This window comes from Klebsiella sp. B345, assembly GCF_051131735.1.
Taxonomy (GTDB): Bacteria; Pseudomonadota; Gammaproteobacteria; order Enterobacterales; family Enterobacteriaceae; genus Klebsiella.
Map to the genome: position 1 here is coordinate 1,083,012 of NZ_CP180443.1, position 18,245 is coordinate 1,101,256.

At 55.0% G+C, this 18,245-nt stretch carries 14 protein-coding genes; 6 read left to right on the forward strand and 8 right to left on the reverse strand.

Features of this window, described 5'->3' with window-relative positions:
• Position 1 precedes the first annotated feature (1 nt).
• From ptrB to ACMYSO_RS05090, 3 genes are all read right to left on the reverse strand, one after another.
• Positions 2-2,062, reverse strand: a complete 2,061-nt coding sequence (ptrB, locus tag ACMYSO_RS05080) for an oligopeptidase B (protein WP_434669572.1) — start codon at positions 2,060-2,062, stop codon at positions 2-4.
• A gap of 241 nt (positions 2,063-2,303) precedes the next feature.
• Positions 2,304-2,996, reverse strand: a complete 693-nt coding sequence (locus tag ACMYSO_RS05085) for a tellurite resistance TerB family protein (protein ID WP_434669573.1) — start codon at positions 2,994-2,996, stop codon at positions 2,304-2,306.
• A gap of 98 nt (positions 2,997-3,094) precedes the next feature.
• Entirely contained in the window at positions 3,095-3,463 is a 369-nt protein-coding gene (locus ACMYSO_RS05090; protein WP_434669575.1) for a YebG family protein, read from the reverse strand.
• A gap of 135 nt (positions 3,464-3,598) precedes the next feature.
• Between ACMYSO_RS05090 and purT the strand changes: the two genes are divergently transcribed.
• Positions 3,599-4,777, forward strand: a complete 1,179-nt coding sequence (gene purT, locus ACMYSO_RS05095; RefSeq protein WP_434669576.1) for a formate-dependent phosphoribosylglycinamide formyltransferase — start codon at positions 3,599-3,601, stop codon at positions 4,775-4,777.
• A 61-nt stretch (positions 4,778-4,838) separates the two neighbouring features.
• Here purT and ACMYSO_RS05100 read toward each other — a convergent pair whose 3' ends face one another.
• The 3 genes from ACMYSO_RS05100 to zwf form a co-directional block, all read right to left on the reverse strand.
• Entirely contained in the window at positions 4,839-5,480 is a 642-nt protein-coding gene (locus ACMYSO_RS05100; protein ID WP_174508035.1) for a bifunctional 4-hydroxy-2-oxoglutarate aldolase/2-dehydro-3-deoxy-phosphogluconate aldolase, read from the reverse strand.
• Between the two features lie 37 nt (positions 5,481-5,517).
• Positions 5,518-7,329 carry a phosphogluconate dehydratase gene (gene edd, locus ACMYSO_RS05105; protein ID WP_434669578.1) on the reverse strand — a complete coding sequence of 604 codons (1,812 nt, stop codon included), beginning with the start codon at positions 7,327-7,329 and terminating at the stop codon, positions 5,518-5,520.
• Between the two features lie 221 nt (positions 7,330-7,550).
• Positions 7,551-9,026 carry a glucose-6-phosphate dehydrogenase gene (zwf, locus tag ACMYSO_RS05110; protein ID WP_123754903.1) on the reverse strand — a complete coding sequence of 492 codons (1,476 nt, stop codon included), beginning with the start codon at positions 9,024-9,026 and terminating at the stop codon, positions 7,551-7,553.
• Positions 9,027-9,345: 319 nt separating this feature from the next.
• Here zwf and ACMYSO_RS05115 point away from each other — a divergent pair, with 319 nt between their 5' ends.
• Together ACMYSO_RS05115 and pyk are read left to right on the forward strand one after the other, a co-directional pair.
• On the forward strand, positions 9,346-10,251 hold the full coding sequence (locus ACMYSO_RS05115) for a MurR/RpiR family transcriptional regulator (RefSeq protein WP_174508033.1): 906 nt from the start codon (positions 9,346-9,348) through the stop codon (positions 10,249-10,251).
• A 126-nt stretch (positions 10,252-10,377) separates the two neighbouring features.
• On the forward strand, positions 10,378-11,820 hold the full coding sequence (gene pyk / locus ACMYSO_RS05120) for a pyruvate kinase (RefSeq protein WP_434584120.1): 1,443 nt from the start codon (positions 10,378-10,380) through the stop codon (positions 11,818-11,820).
• A 76-nt stretch (positions 11,821-11,896) separates the two neighbouring features.
• Here the strand turns inward: pyk and ACMYSO_RS05125 are convergent, their stop codons facing one another.
• Positions 11,897-13,231: a 2-hydroxycarboxylate transporter family protein gene (locus tag ACMYSO_RS05125; RefSeq protein WP_434669579.1), complete on the reverse strand. Its 1,335-nt coding sequence runs from the start codon at positions 13,229-13,231 to the stop codon at positions 11,897-11,899.
• Positions 13,232-13,659: 428 nt separating this feature from the next.
• On the opposite strand from ACMYSO_RS05125, the gene ACMYSO_RS05130 reads away from it, so the two are divergent.
• From ACMYSO_RS05130 to dcuR, 3 genes are all read left to right on the forward strand, one after another.
• A complete protein-coding gene (locus tag ACMYSO_RS05130; protein ID WP_434669581.1) occupies positions 13,660-14,604 on the forward strand; it encodes an AEC family transporter in 945 nt (314 codons plus the stop codon).
• Positions 14,605-14,673: 69 nt separating this feature from the next.
• Positions 14,674-16,359, forward strand: coding sequence for an NAD-dependent malic enzyme (locus tag ACMYSO_RS05135; RefSeq protein ID WP_434669583.1), 1,686 nt, complete (start codon positions 14,674-14,676; stop codon positions 16,357-16,359).
• Between the two features lie 73 nt (positions 16,360-16,432).
• Positions 16,433-17,149 (forward strand): two-component system response regulator DcuR, encoded by a 717-nt coding sequence (dcuR, locus tag ACMYSO_RS05140; protein ID WP_434669585.1) that lies wholly within the window; start codon positions 16,433-16,435, stop codon positions 17,147-17,149.
• 55 nt (positions 17,150-17,204) lie between these two features.
• On the opposite strand, the gene lpxM is transcribed toward dcuR, so the two are convergent.
• Positions 17,205-18,179: a lauroyl-Kdo(2)-lipid IV(A) myristoyltransferase gene (gene lpxM, locus ACMYSO_RS05145; RefSeq protein ID WP_434669587.1), complete on the reverse strand. Its 975-nt coding sequence runs from the start codon at positions 18,177-18,179 to the stop codon at positions 17,205-17,207.
• Positions 18,180-18,245: the final 66 nt, after the last annotated feature.

Here is an 18,245-nt window from a genome sequence, read left to right on the forward strand (position 1 = left end):
GTTAGACGTCGGCCTGACCTGGCAGAGTCCCCTGCGCCAGGCCGATCAGAAAGGCAAACTCCAGCGCTACACCTTCATAGCTTTTAAAACGCCCCGACTTGCCGCCATGCCCTGAATCCATATCGGTGCAGAGCAGCAGCAGATTATCGTCCGTTTTCAGCTCGCGCAGTTTCGCCACCCATTTTGCCGGTTCCCAGTATTGCACCTGGGAATCATGCAGACCGGTGGTCACCAGCATATGAGGATAGGCCTGAGCGGTCACGCCATCGTAGGGGCTATAGCTCTTCATATAGTGGTAATACGTTTCATCCTGCGGATTGCCCCACTCCTCAAATTCCCCGGTGGTTAGCGGAATCGACTCATCGAGCATGGTCGTCAGGACATCGACAAACGGCACCTGGGCGACGATGCCGTGAAAGCGTTCCGGACGCTGATTAATAGCCACGCCCATCAACATGCCGCCAGCGCTGCCGCCCATGCCGTAGCATAATTGCGGATCGCCATAACCCTGCGCCACCAGCACGTCGCAGACATCAAGGTAATCATTGAAGGTATTTTTCTTGCTCAGGAACTTGCCGTCTTCATACCACTGCTGTCCAAGCTCGCCGCCGCCACGTACGTGGGCAATGGCAAACACAAAACCACGGTCAAGCAGGCTCAGGCGGCTGGCGCTGAAGTCTGCATCTTCACTGGCGCCGTACGATCCGTACGCATAGACCAACAGCGGGTTGCCTCCCTTGCGAAAGTGCTCCCGGCGGTAAACCAGTGAGACCGGCACTTCGACGCCATCCCGCGCCTTAATCCACAGGTGCTCGCTGCGGTAATGGCTGGGGTCGAACCCTTTCACTTCCTGCTGTTTGAGCACCCGCCGCTCGCCGGTATCCATATCCAGCTCAAACAGGGTATCCGGCGTGGTCATCGACGAGTAACCGTAACGTAAGCGGGAGGTTTCAGGTTCCGGGTTCCAGGCAAGCCAGGTCACATAGGCCGGATCGTCAAAAGCGATCCCGACCACTTCATGGGTTTTACGGTTAATCTGGCGCAGGCTGGTTAACCCGCGTTGACGCTCTTCGACCACCAGCCAGTCGGTAAAGAGCGTAAATCCTTCCAGCATCACGTCCTGGCGCGGCGGGATCAGGGTCTGCCACAGCAGCTCGTCACGCTCGTGCGTACGATAGAGGCCGAAATTTTTACCTTCGCGGTTAGAGCGCAGATAGAAAGCATGCTGGTAGTGATCGAGGCTGTACTCATGATCTTTGCGGCGTGGCAGGAAGCACACCGGCTCGGCATCCGGCATTTCGGTATTCAACAAGCGCACTTCGCTGGTTGTCGCGCTAGCCAGATAGATCACTGCGAACTGCCGGGAGGTGGTGGTATGGAGACTGACGTAAAACATGTCGTCTTTTTCTTCATAGACCAGCGAGTCTGAGTCTGGTGGCGTACCGACGGTGTGCCGCCAGACCTGATAAGGCAGCAAGGTGGTTGGGTGCTTACGGACATACCACAGGGTCTGTGAATCATTGCTCCAGGCAAATTCCGGGGTGACGTTTTCCAGTAACTCAGGGTACCACTCACCGTTTTGCAGATTGCACAAGCGCAGGCCATACTGCCGCCGTGAGAGATAGTCCTCCGCCACCGCCATGAGCGTGTTATCCGGGGCAATTCCCAGCCCGCCAAGGGTATAGAATTCGCTCTGGGCCGCACGCTGATTGCCATCCAGCAGCACTTCCCATTCATCCCACTCCTGTTTCAACACCGACTGACGCTGATAGATGGCGTATTCACACCCTGGCTCGTACACCTGGCGATAGCGGTAGCCGTTTTTGCTGTAGGGGGCGGAAACCTCCCGCGGCGGGATGCGGTCGATAATCTCTTTCAGCACCCGATCCTGCAGGCTGCGCTGTGTCGACATGACCTTGTGCCCGTACTCATTTTCCTGGCGCAGATAGTCAAGCACTTCTGGCCGCTCGCGATCGTCGTCGCGCAGCCAGAAGTAATTATCGATACGGGTGTCGCCATGTAAGCTCATGGCGTGGGGGATTCGTTTTGCTTTTGGTGGCATCGTTTGCTCTTTTGCATCCTTTTCTACTACACAAAATCATTCAAGAAGCAGCTTGAAAGATGGCGTGTCTATACCCTAAATAGCTCGAGTTGCTTGTAGGCGGCAAGGCCGTAAATCCCCAGGAGTTTACTCAGGTAAGTAACTGGGGTGAACGGGTGCAGCCAACACTCAGGCAACTTGAAGTATGACGGGTATATAAGGGTGGCAAAAGTGGCCCACGATGCAAGCAAAACCTGTTTATTTAGGTGGAAAGCGCCTGTTTTTGCGCCTGGATGTCCTGTTCGATCTCACTCCGCACTTCCGCCGGCAGGCGTAACGCCTCTCCGAGGGCATTGAGGTAGCTGCGTTCCATAAAATGATCGATATCGATCACCGCGCAGCTGATGTAGTACACCTCCAGCGCTTCTTGTTCGCTGCTGATCCCTTGAGCCAGGCGCTGCGGGTCGAGCGGTTGCGCCAGCGCGCGATCGATCAATACCCGCCCCTGCACATCAATATTGGCCGCTCGCAGCTGCTCTTCGATGTTGGCCCGCTCGTGGTCATCGATGTGGCCATCGCTTTTCGCCGCGAACACCAGCGCCAGAATCAGCCGCTCGCTGCGGGCATCAAGCCCGGTAGAGGGAGGAACCGATGGTGCAGGTACAACCGATGGCGCAGCTGACGTTGCCGCTGGCGCTGGTGCGCTCTCGCGCAATTTCTGCTGATACTTATTCCACAGCACGCTTCCAGCCACCGCCCCCCCGCCGACCAGCAGCGCGCTGGTGCCATACTTAGCCAGCAGCTTGCGCGATGATTTACTGGCTACCAGCAAACCGGCCAGGCCGCCCAGCGCACCGGGCAGGAGGAAACTTTTCCCCTCCTGTCGTTCACCTGAGGAGGCAGATTGTCCCTGCTGACCCAGCAGAGACTGGAGTTGATTAAGCCAGTTAGACATGATTTCCCTCGTTGCATAGTAAGCGAAACCATCAGCCTAAACGACGAGATGTCAGGAAATGTGATGAGCAGATAAAGATGCGCAAATTCAGGCCGCCATCACGCGGCCTTCACCTTGCGGGTTTTCCCTGTTGTCGCCGCGGCGACCTGCGGTTCGTCCTGTTCATCCGTCGCGACTTCTGCGGTGTCAGCCTGAGGCTCGTGCCCTGCTGTTTCTTCGTCTGATTCTGCTTCCGGCGCTTTTCCTGTCCTCAGGATGTGATGCAGGGTCTCTTTGCGTTCTGCCAACCACAGCGCCATTTCATCACGCTGTGCTTCTTCAAGCGTCAGCGGGCACGCTACCAGCCAGTCGTTAAGGACTTCGGCAAGATCGAGCATTTTGTCGTAAGCATCGGCCTCTTTTTTGCTGGTAAACGACATTTTTTCCTCACCTTCGCGGATCACCACATATTTAATTTCAACCGCCATTGTGCAGCCTCTTTATACTGTATTTTTATACAGCATATCAAATTTTCACCCTCGACTCAACTGACAGCCATAAAGACAGACGCAAACGTTTTCGTTTATACTACGGCGCATGTTTTTTTACTGTGGAAATGAGTCATGACGTTATTAGGCACAGCCCTGCGCCCGGCAGCAACGCGGGTCATGTTGTTAGGTTCCGGCGAGCTCGGCAAAGAAGTGGCCATCGAGTGTCAACGGCTGGGTATTGAGACGATCGCCGTGGACCGCTATCCCGACGCACCGGCGATGCAGGTGGCACACCGTTCACATGTGGTCAACATGCTGCACGGCGATGCCCTGCGGGCGCTGATTGCAGAAGAAAAACCGGACTTCATCGTGCCGGAAATCGAAGCCATTGCCACCGATACGCTGGTTGAACTGGAGCAAGCCGGGCAAAAAGTCGTCCCCACCGCTCGCGCGGCAAAGCTGACCATGAACCGTGAAGGGATCCGCCGTCTGGCCGCAGAAGAGCTGCAACTACCGACCTCCTCCTACCGCTTCGCCGATAGCGAAAGCGCCTTTCGCGATGCGGTGGACGAGATTGGCCTTCCCTGCATTGTGAAACCGGTCATGAGTTCCTCCGGTAAAGGCCAGAGCTTTATTCGCCGCGCCGAACAGTTGGCTGATGCCTGGCAGTATGCGCAGCAAGGCGGCCGCGCCGGTGCCGGTCGGGTTATCGTTGAAGGGGTAGTGAATTTCGACTTTGAAATCACCCTGCTGACCGTCAGCGCCGTGGATGGGGTTCATTTTTGCGCGCCGGTCGGCCATCGTCAGGAAGATGGCGACTATCGCGAATCCTGGCAGCCGCAGCAGATGAGCGAACTGGCGCTGGCCCGCGCCCAGGAGATTGCCAGCAAGGTGGTACTGGCGCTCGGCGGTTATGGCCTGTTTGGCGTCGAGCTGTTTGTCTGCGGCGATGAGGTGATCTTCAGCGAAGTCTCCCCGCGTCCGCACGATACCGGCATGGTCACCCTGATCTCGCAAGATCTCTCCGAGTTTGCCCTGCACGTCCGGGCGTTTCTCGGTCTGCCGATCGGCGCCATTCGTCAGTACGGCCCGGCGGCCTCGGCGGTCATTCTGCCACAGCTGACCAGCCAGGACGTCACCTTTAGTAATATTCAGGCGGCGGTGGGTGCAGGCCTGCAGCTGCGCCTGTTTGGCAAGCCGGAAATCGACGGCTCCCGTCGACTCGGCGTCACGCTGGCGGTCGCTGACAACGTTGAAGAAGCGGTGGCGCGGGCAAAAACCGCCGCAACCTCCGTCGTGGTTCAGGGATAAAAAAACCCGGTAGCACGAGTGCTACCGGGTGAGTACTTTACGATAAATCAGGGCGTGAAAATTACTTCGCGCCTTCTACCGCTTCGCGAGCAATGCTGGTGATACGGTCATAATCGCCACTTTCCAGCGCATCTGCCGGTACCAGCCAGGAACCACCGATGCACAGCACGCTGTTCAGCGCCAGGTAGTCACGGTAGTTCGCCGGAGAGATCCCGCCAGTCGGGCAGAAACGGATATGAGCGAATGGACCGCCGATAGCCTGCAGCGCTTTCACGCCACCGTTGGCTTCCGCCGGGAAGAATTTGAACTCTTTCAGGCCATACTGCATCCCCAGCATCAGCTCAGAAACGGTGCTGATGCCCGGGATCAGTGGGATGGTGCCTTCTTCCGTTGCCGCTTTCAGCAGGGACTCGGTCAGGCCCGGGCTGATAGCAAACTGCGCGCCCGCGTCGGTAACCGCTTTCAGCTGCTCGACGTTGGTAACGGTACCTGCGCCAACAATCGCGTCCGGCACTTCTTTGGCAATCGCACGGATAGCCTCAAGCGCACATTCGGTACGCAGCGTCACTTCCAGTACACGTACGCCGCCTGCAACCAGCGCTTTTGCCATCGGCACAGCGTGTTCCAGCTTTTTCACCACGATTACCGGTACAACCGGGCCGGTGGTGAGGATTGCTTCAGCAGTTGTTTTCCAGTTTTTCATCAGATTTTCTCTCGCCAGATCTACAATTCGAATCGTCTTAAAAAGTGATGCAGGTTGCGCCCTGTTCCGCTCCGGAGAGGTTCTCACGCAGCGCAGAGAACATTTCCCGGCCGGTTCCCACTCGCGAACCGCTCAGGTCAGGAATATGCGGCTGACGCGCAGCCAGTTCAGCATCATCCACCAGCAGCGTCAGTTCACCGGTCTGCCCGTTGACGCGGATGATATCGCCATCACGTACTTTTGCCAGCAGGCCGCCATCGTAGGCTTCAGGCGTGACATGGATTGCTGACGGTACTTTGCCGGATGCGCCAGAGAGTCGACCATCGGTAACCAGCGCAATTTTGAAACGGCGGTCCAATAATACACCAAGTGGCGGCATAAGTTTATGTAATTCTGGCATGCCGTTCGCTTTTGGCCCCTGATGACGGACCACCACCACGCAATCTTTGTCCAGCATCCCGGCTTCAAATGCCGGCAGTACGTCGTGCTGGCTTTCAAATATCACCGCTGGAGCTTCGATAACCTGGTTTTCAACCGGCACGGCGGAGGTTTTCATGACCGCACGACCAAGGTTACCGCTGAGCACTTTGGTCCCGCCATGGCGAGAGAATGGCTTGTCGAAAGTGGCGATAACCTGATCGTCCAGAGGCGCGCTTGCCCCTTCACGCCAGTCCAGCTCGCCGTTATTCAGCCACGGTTCCATGGTGTAACGGGAGAGCCCGTAACCGGCCACGGTGTTCACATCTTCGTGCAGCAGACCGCCCTTGAGTAATTCACGCACCAGCACCGGCACGCCACCAGCGGCCTGGAAATGGTTGATGTCGGCCGGGCCGTTCGGGTAGAGACGCGCCAGCAACGGAACGACGTCGGACAGATCGGAGAAATCATCCCAGTTGATGATAATGCCGGCAGCGCGAGCCATCGCCACCAGGTGCATCGTATGGTTGGTAGAACCGCCGGTCGCCAGCAGCGCCACAATACCGTTCACCACGACTTTTTCATCGAACATTTTGCCCAGCGGCATCCATTCGTTGCCGTTACCGGTCAGGCGCGTCACCTGACGGGCCGCAGCAGTAGTCAGCGCCGTACGCAATTCGGCATCCGGGTGAACAAAAGAGGAGCCAGGAAGCTGCATCCCCATAAACTCGACCACCATCTGGTTGGTGTTCGCGGTGCCATAGAAGGTACAGGTGCCCGGCGCATGATAAGAGGCCGCTTCGGATTCCAGCAGCGCCATACGATCGACTTTACCTTCAGCATACAACTGGCGAATCCGTACTTTTTCTTTATTAGCCAGGCCGCTGGCCATCGGGCCTGACGGCACGAAAATGGACGGCAGGTGACCAAAAGAGAGCGCCGCCATGGTCAGCCCCGGGACGATTTTGTCGCACACGCCAAGGTACAGCGCGCCATCGAACATGTTATGCGACAAGCCAACCGCAGCCGACATCGCAATCACTTCACGGCTCAGGAGAGAGAGCTCCATGCCATCCTGCCCCTGGGTGACGCCATCACACATTGCCGGCACCCCGCCCGCAACCTGGCCAACCGCATTCACTGAATGCAGCGCCTTGCGGATGATATCTGGGTAGTACTCGTAAGGCTGATGGGCGGAGAGCATATCGTTGTAGGAGGTAATGATAGCAATGTTGTTACGCAACATGCTTTTCAGCGAGGCTTTATCATCCGACTGACAGGCAGCAAAGCCGTGGGCCAGGTTACCGCAGGCCAGCTGGGCGCGATGGACGGTATCCGTCTTCGCCTGGTTAATCCGTGCGAGGTAGGCGGTGCGGGTTTCACGCGACCGCTCGATAATGCGATTTGTTACCCGTAACATTGTCGAATTCATAAAGGCTCCTGAATTTTTATCTGTCCGGCTACAGCGATTTAACGATGACTTATTCTGTGAAAGGCACCAGCACTGCAGCTCAGCGGCAAAATATCTGCAGGCAGTGTAATAAAAAAAGCCCCGGGGGTGAATCCTCCCGGAGCTTAAAAGGCTAAAAATTATGCGACATACTGCGTCAGATCATGTTACCGGTAAAATAACCCATCCGGATAACCCACTGACTATTCGAATTCATTCCAGGAACGACCATCGCGGGTAATCATCGCCACGGAGGCAACCGGTCCCCAGGTCCCTGCCTGATAAGGCTTAGGCGCATCGCGATCCGCCGCCCAGGCTTCGGTAATGGAGTCTACCCACTTCCACGCCTCTTCCACTTCATCACGACGCACGAACAGCGCCTGAATCCCACGCATGGTTTCCAGCAGCAGACGCTCGTAGGCATCTGCCAGGTGAGTCTGATTGAAGGTTTCCGAATAGCTCAGATCCAGCTTGGTGATCTGCAGATTGTGTTTGTGATCCAGACCAGGCACTTTGTTGAGCACCTGAATATCAACGCCTTCGTCCGGCTGTAGACGAATGGTTAATTTGTTCTGCGGCAGCTCCTGCCAGTTCTCTTTGAACAGGTTCAGCTCCGGCGTTTTGAAGTAAACCACGACTTCAGAACATTTGGTCGGCAGACGTTTACCGGTACGCAGGTAGAACGGCACGCCGGCCCAGCGCCAGTTATCGATATCCACGCGGATCGCCACGAAGGTTTCGGTATTGCTGGATTTGTTCGCGCCCTCTTCTTCGAGGTAGCCCGGTACTTTCTTACCCTGGGCAAAACCGGCGGTGTACTGACCACGGACGGTTTTTTCACGCACGTTGGAGCGATCGATACGGCGCAGTGATTTCAGCACTTTGACTTTTTCATCACGGATGCTGTCGGCGCTGAGATCTGACGGCGGCGACATGGCAATCATGCACAGGATCTGCAGCAGGTGGTTCTGGATCATGTCGCGCATCTGCCCGGCCTGATCGAAGTAACCCCAGCGGCCTTCAATGCCTACTTCTTCCGCCACGGTGATTTCAACGTGGTCGATGGTGCGGCAGTCCCAGTTATTCACAAACAGGGAGTTCGCAAAACGCAGCGCCAGCAGGTTGAGCACCGTCTCTTTGCCGAGATAGTGGTCAATGCGGTAGACCTGGCACTCTTCGAAGAATTCGCCGACCTGGTCGTTGATTTCGCGTGAGGTATCCAGAGAGGTCCCCAGCGGTTTTTCCATGACGACGCGCGCCGGTTTAGCGTTCAGTTTTGCTTCACCGAGGCCTTTGCAAATCGCGCCAAAGGTGCTTGGCGGCATGGCGAAATAGTTAATGGTGACGCGATTTTCCTGATCCAGCATTTTGCCGAGGCGAGAAAACGCTTTGGTATCATTCACATCGAGGTTACAAAAATCCAGACGTCCGCTCAGGGTATCCCACAAACTTTCATCGATTTTTTCCTTCATGAAAGTTTCCAGCGCTTCACGAACTACTTTGGTGTAAGCATCTTTATCCCAGTCAGCACGTCCGACCCCGATAATGCGGGTGTCAGGGTTGATCTGGCCAGCCTTTTCAAGCTGATACAGGGAAGGCAACAATTTACGACGCGCCAGGTCACCCTTTGCGCCGAAAATGACCAGATCGCATGCCTGGGCCGTTTGCGTTACCGCCATGTCATTCTCCTCAGTTGATAGTCTGGTGCTTATGCCAGGCTATATTTGTAATTTTATTACACTGCACTGTACTGTGTTTACGAACTTCCCGAAACCCTCTGGCCCCTATTCCCGCAGCTAAACCGCACACGGAGAAAAGTTCCGCCGACAATTTGGGCAAACGGCCTGGTGAGTTCGTTGTTTCGACCGGTTTTAAGTTAATAAAATACGACTCTGATCATGTAATGAAAAAAAACAACATTTTTTAACGTCATTCCTCCCCGCTGGCGACAGCAGAGGGGTATATTCTTGCTAAAACGCCTGATGATTTCATCCATTAATGAAATCGTTTCCACTGATGAGCGCCCTGTTACCCATGAATATGCTGGAAAAAATCCAGTCCCGACTGGAACACCTTAGCAAATCCGAACGCAAAGTGGCGGAAGTCATTCTTGCTACGCCTGCTCAGGCCATTCATTCAAGCATTGCGGCCCTGGCGCTGGAGGCTGGCGTCAGCGAGCCTACCGTTAACCGTTTTTGCCGGAGCCTTGAAACCCGCGGCTTTCCCGATTTTAAGCTCCATCTGGCACAAAGCCTGGCGCATGGGACCCTCTATGTTAACCGCAATGTCGATGAAGACGACAGCGTAGAGTCCTACACCGGTAAAATATTTGAGTCGGCCATGGCCAGTTTAGATCAGGTCCACCATTCGCTCGACATGTCAGCGGTAAATCGGGCCGTCGATCTGTTAACCCAGGCCAAGAAAATAGCCTTCTTTGGCCTCGGTTCGTCAGCGGCAGTCGCCCATGACGCCATGAATAAATTTTTCCGTTTTAATGTCCCGGTCATCTATTCCGATGACATTGTCCTGCAACGCATGAGCTGTATGAATTGCGATGACGATGACGTGGTGGTGATTATCTCCCATACTGGTCGGACGAAAAGTCAGGTCGAACTGGCGCAGCTGGCGCGTGAAAACGATGCCATGGTCATTGCCATTACCTCGCCAGGCACACCGTTGGCCCGTGAAGCCACGTTGTCGATCACGCTTGATGTCCCTGAAGATACGGATATCTACATGCCAATGGTTTCACGTCTTGCCCAGCTGACGGTCATTGACGTACTGGCGACCGGTTTTACCCTCCGTCGTGGCGCTAAATTCAGAGATAACTTGAAGCGGGTCAAGGAAGCATTAAAGGAATCGCGTTTTGATAAAGAACTACCTGTACGCAGCGATAACCCATAAAACCTGATAATGAAGTAGTGACCTATTAGACCTTCGGTTTTGTCCCGGCACAGCAGCTTTGCTGGCTGGCACCACCGATTCCATGTTCACGCAACACCAAAGTTGTTTTAGTCAACGGAGTATTACATGTCCAGAAGGCTTCGCAGAACCAAAATCGTAACGACCTTAGGCCCAGCCACCGATCGTGATAACAACCTCGAAAAGGTTATCGCCGCGGGCGCTAACGTAGTACGCATGAACTTCTCTCACGGTACCCCGGAAGATCACCAGATTCGCGCGGATAAAGTCCGCCAGATTGCGGCAAAACTGGGCCGCCATGTTGCGATCCTTGGTGACCTCCAGGGGCCGAAAATTCGCGTATCCACCTTCAAAGAAGGCAAAATTTTCCTCAATATCGGCGACAAATTCCTGCTGGACGCAGAGCTGGGTAAAGGTGAAGGCGATAAAGAGCGCGTCGGCATTGATTATAAAGGCCTGCCAGCGGACGTCGTGCCGGGTGATATCCTGCTGCTGGACGATGGACGCGTACAGCTGAAAGTGATCGAAGTTCAGGGCCTGAAAGTGTTCACCGAAGTCACCGTCGGCGGCCCGCTGTCGAACAACAAAGGCATCAACAAACTGGGCGGTGGCCTCTCTGCAGAAGCGCTGACCGACAAAGACAAAGCCGATATCGTCACGGCGGCTAAAATTGGCGTCGATTACCTCGCCGTCTCCTTCCCGCGCTGCGGTGAAGACCTGAACTATGCCCGCCGTCTGGCACGTGAAGCCGGCTGTGACGCGAAGATCGTCGCCAAAGTGGAACGTGCAGAAGCCGTGTGCGATCAGGACGCGATGGACGATGTGATTCTGGCCTCTGACGTGGTCATGGTGGCACGTGGTGACCTCGGCGTTGAAATCGGCGATCCGGAACTGGTTGGGATTCAGAAAGCCCTGATCCGCCGCGCCCGTCAGCTGAACCGTTCGGTGATCACCGCGACCCAGATGATGGAGTCGATGATCACCAACCCGATGCCAACCCGTGCGGAAGTCATGGACGTCGCAAACGCCGTCCTCGATGGTACCGATGCGGTAATGCTGTCTGCGGAAACGGCCGCCGGTCAGTACCCGTCAGAAACCGTCGCCGCGATGGCGCGCGTCTGCCTCGGTGCAGAAAAGATCCCAAGCCTCAATGTGTCCAAACACCGTCTGGATATTCAGTTCGACAACGTTGAAGAAGCGATCGCTATGTCTGCGATGTATGCGGCTAACCACCTGAAAGGCGTGACCGCTATCATCACCATGACCGAATCTGGCCGCACTGCTCTGATGACCTCTCGCATCAGCTCCGGGCTGCCGATTTTTGCCCTCTCCCGCCACGAGCGTACCCTGAACCTGACCGCCCTGTACCGTGGCGTGACGCCGGTATATTTCGACAGCACCAATGACGGCGTTGCTGCGGCCCACGATGCGGTGATTCTGCTGCGCGATAAAGGCTACCTGGTCTCCGGCGACCTCGTTATCGTCACCCAGGGTGACGTGATGAGCACCATCGGCAGTACCAACACCACGCGTATCCTCACCGTCGAATAATTTTCCGCTCGCGAAACGCCTGAAACCTGCCAGCATCACGCTGGCAGGTTTTTTTTTATTCCAGAAGCCCGGTGGATCACACAATCCAGCTCATCAAAAGCGTGGCGGCAATCACCGTTGAGGCCCCGCCGATACGGGTGGCAATCTGCGCAAAGGGCATCAGCGACATGCGATTGGATGCCGAGAGTATCGCAACATCCCCGGTTCCCCCAAGACCGCTGTGGCAGCTGGTAACAATGGCCGCTTCCACCGGATACATATTCAGACGAGAGGCGATAAAAAAGCCGCTTAGCGCCATCGACATCACCACCGACCCGCACACCACGACGTAGCCGACGGAGAAGACCGAAACCACGCTCTCCAGCGGCACATACAGCATGCCCAGCCCAATCATCAACGGCCAGACCAGTGCAGCAGAGACAAATTTGTAGCAGCTGTGTGCCCCCAGCTCCATCGCTGCGGGGATGACTTTAGTGTATTTACATAGCACCGCCGCCAGAATCATCAACACCGGGCCAGGAATATGCAGCACCTTCTCCAGCAAGCCGCCAACGATGAAAAAGGCACAGATCATCAGCAGTCCGGCGCCCATCAGTTGGAAGTCGGTCGGTTGGCCGATCTGTGCTTGCGAGAAGACCTGGTTATCATCATGGCTGCGAATCAGCATGCCATCGCCGGAAAGCTGCGGACGGCGCGCGCCGAGACGCGCCAGGAAGCCGGCGCAGATGATGGCAAAAATATTCCCCACCACCGCGGCTGGTGCCAGCTGCGCGACATAGACATCCGGAGTCTGTCCGAGGATCGCCGAGTAGGCCAGCGACAGCGGCAGGATCCCTTCCCCGATACCGCCGCCAATAATCGGCACGATAATAAAGAAAAAGGTGTGGTACAGGCTGTAGCCAAACAGGCTGCCCACCAGCAGCCCGGTGAGTATCGCTGCACCGGTACCGACCACCAGCGGCACGAACATCCGCACCATCCCCTGGATCAGAATGGTTCTGTTCATGCCCAAAATACTGCCGACTACCAGGCAGGCGATGACGAAATAGAGCAGATTGGCCTCTTTCATCAACAGATGCACGGTGCCCAGGGTATGTGGATCAAACACGCCAAAATAGACCAGCACCGACGGCATCATCAGGCACAGGATCGCCGGACCGCCGATATCTTTCAGCACCGGCACCATCCGCCCTATTTTGGCCAGTGCAAACCCCAAGGTCATGATGACCGCTAGCCCGCCGATCATATTCTTTGGCAACACTCCCGCCATGGACGCCACCACCACAATCGTGGCGATACCGACAAACAGGGTTAACGGCACGGCGCCGACGTCAACGTTCGAAAAAAAGCGCGCGGTTTGCCCACTCGAGTGAGTTTTTTCAATCGGGTGGTTCAGTGAATTATTTTTCATATCTCACCTGCGTTGTAATAGCTTGCGTAGGATCGGGGCGCAATATAAACATCGCGCCATTAATTAAAAATGGAAATAAAATTAAAAATGAAGTGCTTTTATAATTGAAACCATCAAAACGGTAACACAGGGTTTTGCTATTAAAAAGCCAATAAGCCGGTTACCTGTCGATTTTGTGACTGATACAATAACTCGCTTTTAAGTAATTTAATTTATTGCTGTGAAGCTAAAGTTATCAGCAGGGCATAGTCCATAACGCCAGCCATATAAAACAAGGTGTTATTCTCACCTGCGTTATTTGTAAGTAAAGTTCCTGAAGCGAAATTATTTAAACACGGGCCACTGTGATGTCAATCACCTTTCAATTCTTATGGGATCGTTAAATTAAAAAACACAACTAACCCTACATTATAATTTCAGGATCACCTATGCCGACACTGCTACTACAATCATTGTTTCCGTTAGTTTTTATCATGCTGCTCGGCTGGCTCAGTGGTAAGTTAGGTTATACCCGGCGCGAAGATGCTTCAGTTTTAGCCACCGTCGTGATTCGCTTTGCCCTGCCGTTCCATCTTTTTATCGGAGCCTTACATACCAACCCCGATAAAATTAAAAACTTCACCTTTATGGCGGTATTAGTGATTGGCCTGATGGGGTCATATTTCCTCACCCTACTGATCTCCCGCTACGTCTTTCGCCACGATATCAAAACCAGCGCCATTCAATCCCTGGTGTGCGCATTTCCTGATATGGCCTATTTCGGCGCGCCGGTGCTGGCGGTACTGATCGGGCCAGAAGGATTTCTCGGCGTGCTTATCGGCAACTTAATCACCAGCGTCTTTATGATCCCGCTGACGATAATTCTGATTCGTATGGGGGACAAAGATTCAGACACGACCCAGCGCATTCACGCCGGCACGCTCATCCTGCAGAATTTACTCAACGCCGTCAAAAACCCTATCGTCTGGATCCCTATTTCTGGTGTCCTGCTGAGTCTCGCCGGGGTGCAGTTGCCGCATATGCTCAGCATGCCGATTGAAATGGTCGGTAAGATTGCCGGCGGTCTGTCTTTATTTGCCCTGGGCCTGCTGTTTTACGGCGAACGTCCAACGTTGAATATCCAGACCTGCACCAACATCAGTATTAAAAACCTGATTCAGCCCGCCATGATGGCTGCCGCCGGCCTGGCTTTTGGCCTCAGCCACACGCTGATGCAGCAGGTAATTATTATCGGTGCGACACCTTCAGCGATTGCCGCCGGAATGTTTGCCTTGCGCAGCGATACTTACATTGAATCTGCTTCATCCTCTATTTTACTTGGCACCGCTATTGGCGTCGTCACCGAAGGCATCATGATTTACTTTATATCTTAATCATTGCGCTACACCAGCATCATCAAATACCCATGATATTATTTTTAAATAAGACTCAGGAGTCATAACATGTTAGTCAGCGAAACCGTATACACTCCCTATAATGGTGCAGTCCTGCTGGAAAACCCGCTGTTAAATAAAGGGCTGGCATTTACTGAAGGTGAACGTACGGCATTTAATTTACAGGGATTACTGCCGCATAATATCGAAACCATTGAAGAACAGACGGAACGCGCGTGGATGCAGTTTTGCCAGTTCAAACGTGATATTTCCCGGCATATTTATTTGCGGAATATACAGGATACCAACGAGACGCTGTTTTATCATTTGCTGCGCGATCATATGAAAGAAATGCTGCCGGTGATTTACACCCCTACGGTGGGCGAGGCGTGCGAACACTTCTCGGAAATATATCGCCGGGGGCGCGGCCTGTTCATTTCCTGGCCGAACCGCCATCATATTGACGAGATGCTGCAAAGTTTTTCCCGCAACGACATCCAGGTGATTGTGGTCACCGACGGCGAACGCATTCTTGGCCTCGGCGATCAGGGTATTGGCGGTATGGGGATCCCCATCGGCAAGCTCTCCTTGTATACCGCCTGCGGCGGCATTCACCCTGCATCAACGCTGCCCATCATGCTGGACGTTGGCACCAATAACGAGAAGTTGCTGGAAGACCCGCTGTATATGGGCTGGCGTCATCCACGAATCAACGACGACCAGTATATTGAGTTTATGGATATGTTTGTCGATGCGGTGAAACAGCGCTGGCCGCACGTCCTGCTGCAGTTCGAAGATTTCGCCCAGAAGAACGCCAGCCGGTTGCTTAACCGCTATCGCCACCAGCTGTGCTGCTTCAATGACGATATCCAGGGAACCGCTGCGGTCACCTCCGGCACGCTGATCGCCGCCGCCACCGCTGCGGGTACCCGCATGCGTGACCAGCGGGTAGTGTTCCTCGGCGGTGGTTCCGCCGGGTGCGGGATTGCCGAAAAAATCATTGCCCTGATGGTGGATGACGGCCTGACGGAACGTGAAGCACGCAACAGGATCTTCATGGTCGACCGTGCGGGACTGCTGACGGAGGAGACGCCCAACCTGCTCGATTTCCAACAAGCCCTCGTCACGCCACAGGAAAACCTCGTCCACTGGGACACCGATGGCACTGCTTTGTCATTGATGGATGTTGTACGCAACGTCCAGCCAACCGTGCTCATTGGCGTCTCCGGCCAGCCGGGCCTGTTCAGTGAAGCGATCATCAAAGAGATGTACCGTCACTGCGCTCGCCCGATCGTGATGCCGCTCTCCAACCCCACCTCGCGCGCGGAAGCGCAACCGCACGACCTCCTTGAATGGACCGAGGGAAACGCCTTAATTGCCACCGGCAGCCCGTTTGACGCGGTGGTGTATCAAGGGGAAACCTACGAGATTGCCCAGTGCAACAACGCCTATATTTTCCCTGGACTGGGGTTAGGCATCCTGGCGGCGAAGGCACAGCGCGTCACGGAAGCCATGCTCATCACCTGCAGTAAGACCCTTGCTGCCCACTCCCCGTTAGTCACCACAGGGAAAGGCGGATTACTTCCGCCGGTGGAGCAGATTGAGATGATTTCCAGAGCCATTGCCATGGACGTGGCTCGCGTAGCCCAGCAAGAAGGTGTTGCACCCGACATCAGCGAAGAACAACTGGCCGCCAGTATCGATAAAACCTTCTGGAAAGCGCGCTATACCTCGTATAAACGCTCGGCGCTGTAACGCCCTACGTTAACCCTGCGGGAAGCATCGCGCCACCGACGCCCGTGCTTCCCGCTCGTTCAAGGAACCGCGCATGTTCAATGTGCTTATTGTCGATGATGATGCCATGGTCGCCGGGTTGAATCAGCTGTTTATCAGCCGGGTCGCCGACTTTTACTGTTGTGGTATCGCCACATCGATTGTTGAAGCGGAGCAAATGCTGAGCCAGTTACCACAGGTTGACCTGGTGCTACTGGATGTCTATATGCAGCACGAAAATGGACTCAGCCTGCTGCCTGTCCTGCGCGCCAGCGGCCGTCATATCGATACGATCATGATAACGTCCGCTGCCGATGCCTCGACCGTCCAGACGGCAATGCGCTACGGCGTGGTCGATTATTTGATTAAGCCGTTTCAGTTTCCACGCTTTGAGGAGGCATTGCTGACATGGCGCAAGCGCCATGTGCTTCGCCAGGCAAAGAGCTGCTATGTACAATCGGAGGTTGACGATTTACTGCGCAGCAGCCTGCCGCGCCAGGAAGGCAACCGTCGGCTGCCAAAGGGGTTAACGCCGCAAACGCTGCGTCTGGTGTGCCGCTGGATTGATACGCATCAGGCACGCGACTTTTCAACCAATGAACTGGCTGCGGCCCTGCTTATCTCGCGGGTTTCTTGCCGCAAATATCTGATCTGGCTTGAACAGACGGGCATTCTCTATACCACCAACCACTATGGCATGACCGGTCGCCCGGAGTATCGTTACCAGCTGATCGGCGAGCATGTTGCCCTGCTCAGACAATACAGCCAATGAACCGCGCAGGCCCATTGGCTGTTGTCGATGATGCCAACGAAGTGGCATGCAGGTGCTATTTGTTTTTCGGATACAGCTCTTTGCGCTTATACGGCTCGGTTTCACCCGGCTTACGAGTCTTCAGCAGTTTGAGGATCCAGGTATATTGCTCGGTGTTCGGTTTGACGAAAATTTCCACCTCTTCGTTCATCCGCCGCGCAATCGTCCGATCGTCAGCCTCCAGCAGATCGTCCATCGGCGGGCGTACCAGCACCGTCAGGCGGTGGGTTTTACCATCATAGACCGGGAACAGCGGCACCACGCGGGCGCGGCAGACTTTCATCAGCCGGCCAATCGCCGGCAAGGTCGCTTTATAGGTTGCGAAGAAGTCGACGAACTCGCTGTGTTCTGCGCCGTGATCCTGATCGGGCAGATAGTATCCCCAGTAGCCCTGGCGCACCGACTGAATAAAGGGCTTGATGCCGTCGTTACGGGCATGCATGCGCCCACCGAAGCGGCGGCGAACGGTATTCCAGACATAGTCGAACACCGGATTTCCCTGGTTATGGAACATCGCCGCCATTTTCTGGCCGCCAGACGCCATTAACATCGCCGGAATATCCACGCCCCAGGCGTGCGGCACCAGGAAGATCACTTTCTCGTTATTGCGCTGCAGCTCGTCGATGATCTCTTTGCCCTGCCAGTCAACGCGGGAGAGAACCCGTTTTGGATCGCGCAGACCCAGCTCGGCCATCATCACCATCGCCTGCGGCGCAGCCATATACATGTCATCAATGATGGCTTCGCGTTCTTCTTCGCTTTTTTCCGGGAAGCAGTACAGCAAGTTGATCTGCGCCCGACGGCGCGAACTCTTCGCCAGTCGGCCCACCACACGCCCCAGCTTACCGAGGATCGGATCGCGAAACACGGGCGGCGTCAACGCGATGCCGGCAAATGCAAAAACCCCTAACCAGGCACCCCAGTAGCGCGGAAGTAAAAAGGATTTCTCAAATGTTGGAATAAATTCACTGTTATTTTTTTTCGTTTCCATGCCCAGTCCACAGCTGTACTAATAAGGGGGGAATCCCGTAAAACGGCATATCGCAGCCACCAGGCC